A 1,470-nucleotide genomic window follows, 5' to 3' on the forward strand; every position below is an offset into this window, starting at 1 on the left:
GAGACCGTTTCAAGTTTTGTGTAAACTCAAAAAACTGACATAAGATTTTATTGATAGTTATTAAGAGCAGAGACCAGATTTTGGTTCTCTGCTCTTATCTGCATTATACTGGTATAAATGCACATGTCAAATAGATTTCCCTAGAATTCTGCTTTTTCCAGCCGTTCTTCAAAGTAGATCTCCAGCTGGGCTCGTATCTGGGACCAGTCCCTGCGGCGTCCGGTCCATTTTTTAGTGATGTCCATGGTAGCCAGATAGAGCATTTTTAAGAGGCTGTCATCGCTTGGAAATACAGTCCTGCTTTTGGTGACCTTACGCAGCTGCCGGTTGAATCCTTCAATCGCATTTGTTGTATAAATGAGCTTCCGCACTTCATGGGGATATTTAAAATAAGTGGAAAGTGTAGCCCAGCGTTCGCTCCAGGATTTATAGATCTTCGGATATTTGCTGTTCCATTTTTCGCCAAAAGATTCTAATTCCTCCAGGGCTGCAGCTTCGTCGGGAGCTGCATAGACCATTTTTAAATCTGCCATAAGTTTTTTCAGATCTTTGTAGGATACATAATTCGTGGTATTCCGGATCTGGTGGATGATACACTGCTGGATCTCGGTCCTTGGATAAACTGCCTCGATCGCCTGTGGAAATCCGTTCAGTCCATCCACACAAGCGATCAGAATGTCCTGCACACCACGGTTTTTCAATCCGTTAATAATAGACAGCCAGAATTTTGCACCTTCATTTTCCCCGACATACATGCCGATCACATCCTTTTTCCCATCCATATCGATCCCGAGGGCAATGTATACCGCACGTTTCACAATGCGTCCTTCACTGCGGACGTGGTAGTGGATCGCATCCATGTAAACAACAGCATATATCTCCTGCAGTGGACGCTCCTGCCATTCCTTTACAAGTGGCATTATTTTATCGGTAATACGGCTGATCGTGCTGTCTGAAATATCCAGATCATAAAGCTCTTTTAAGTGTGCTTCAATGTCTCCCGTGGTCATTCCTTTTGCATACATAGATATGATCTTTTCTTCCATGTCCTGAGTGACCGTATTTTGATATTTTGGTATCAGCTGCGGTTCATACTCCCCTTTGCGGTCTCTTGGAATTGCAACCTCCATATCTCCATAACTGGTACGCATCGTTTTCTTGGAATGTCCATTCCGGCTGTTATCGGTCTCTTTATTGCGGTAATCGTATTTGGAATACCCAAGTTCCTCATTAAGCTCTTCGTCAAGAGCCCCTTCCAATAAAACAGACATCATATCCCGCATGATGGAATTAACATCGTTTCCGCTTTTGATACTGATATCATTATCCTTGAGATATCCCTGCATCATTTCACGCATTGCTGCTTTTTGTGGTGAATCACTTTTTCTTCTTGCCATAATAAAAACCTCCAAACTGAGTAATGTTATCTTACATCAGTTTGAAGGTTTACACAAACTTTGGGACACTCCC

The 1,470-nt window shown here is 42.7% G+C and carries 1 protein-coding gene; it reads right to left on the bottom strand.

Annotated elements, in window-relative coordinates:
- Positions 1-140: 140 nt before the first annotated feature.
- Positions 141-1,358 carry an IS256 family transposase gene (locus tag ACZMB2_RS14245; protein WP_487597202.1) on the bottom strand — a complete coding sequence of 406 codons (1,218 nt, stop codon included), beginning with the start codon at positions 1,356-1,358 and terminating at the stop codon, positions 141-143.
- Between the last annotated feature and the right edge of the window lie 112 nt (positions 1,359-1,470).

It is taken from the genome of Hominiventricola sp. (assembly GCF_057604405.1).

Excerpts from the sequence above, each read along its gene's own strand:
- ACZMB2_RS14245 (WP_487597202.1), bottom strand. The coding sequence starts at position 1,358 with ATGCGTGAAATGATGCAGGGATATCTCAAGGATAATGATATCAGTATC.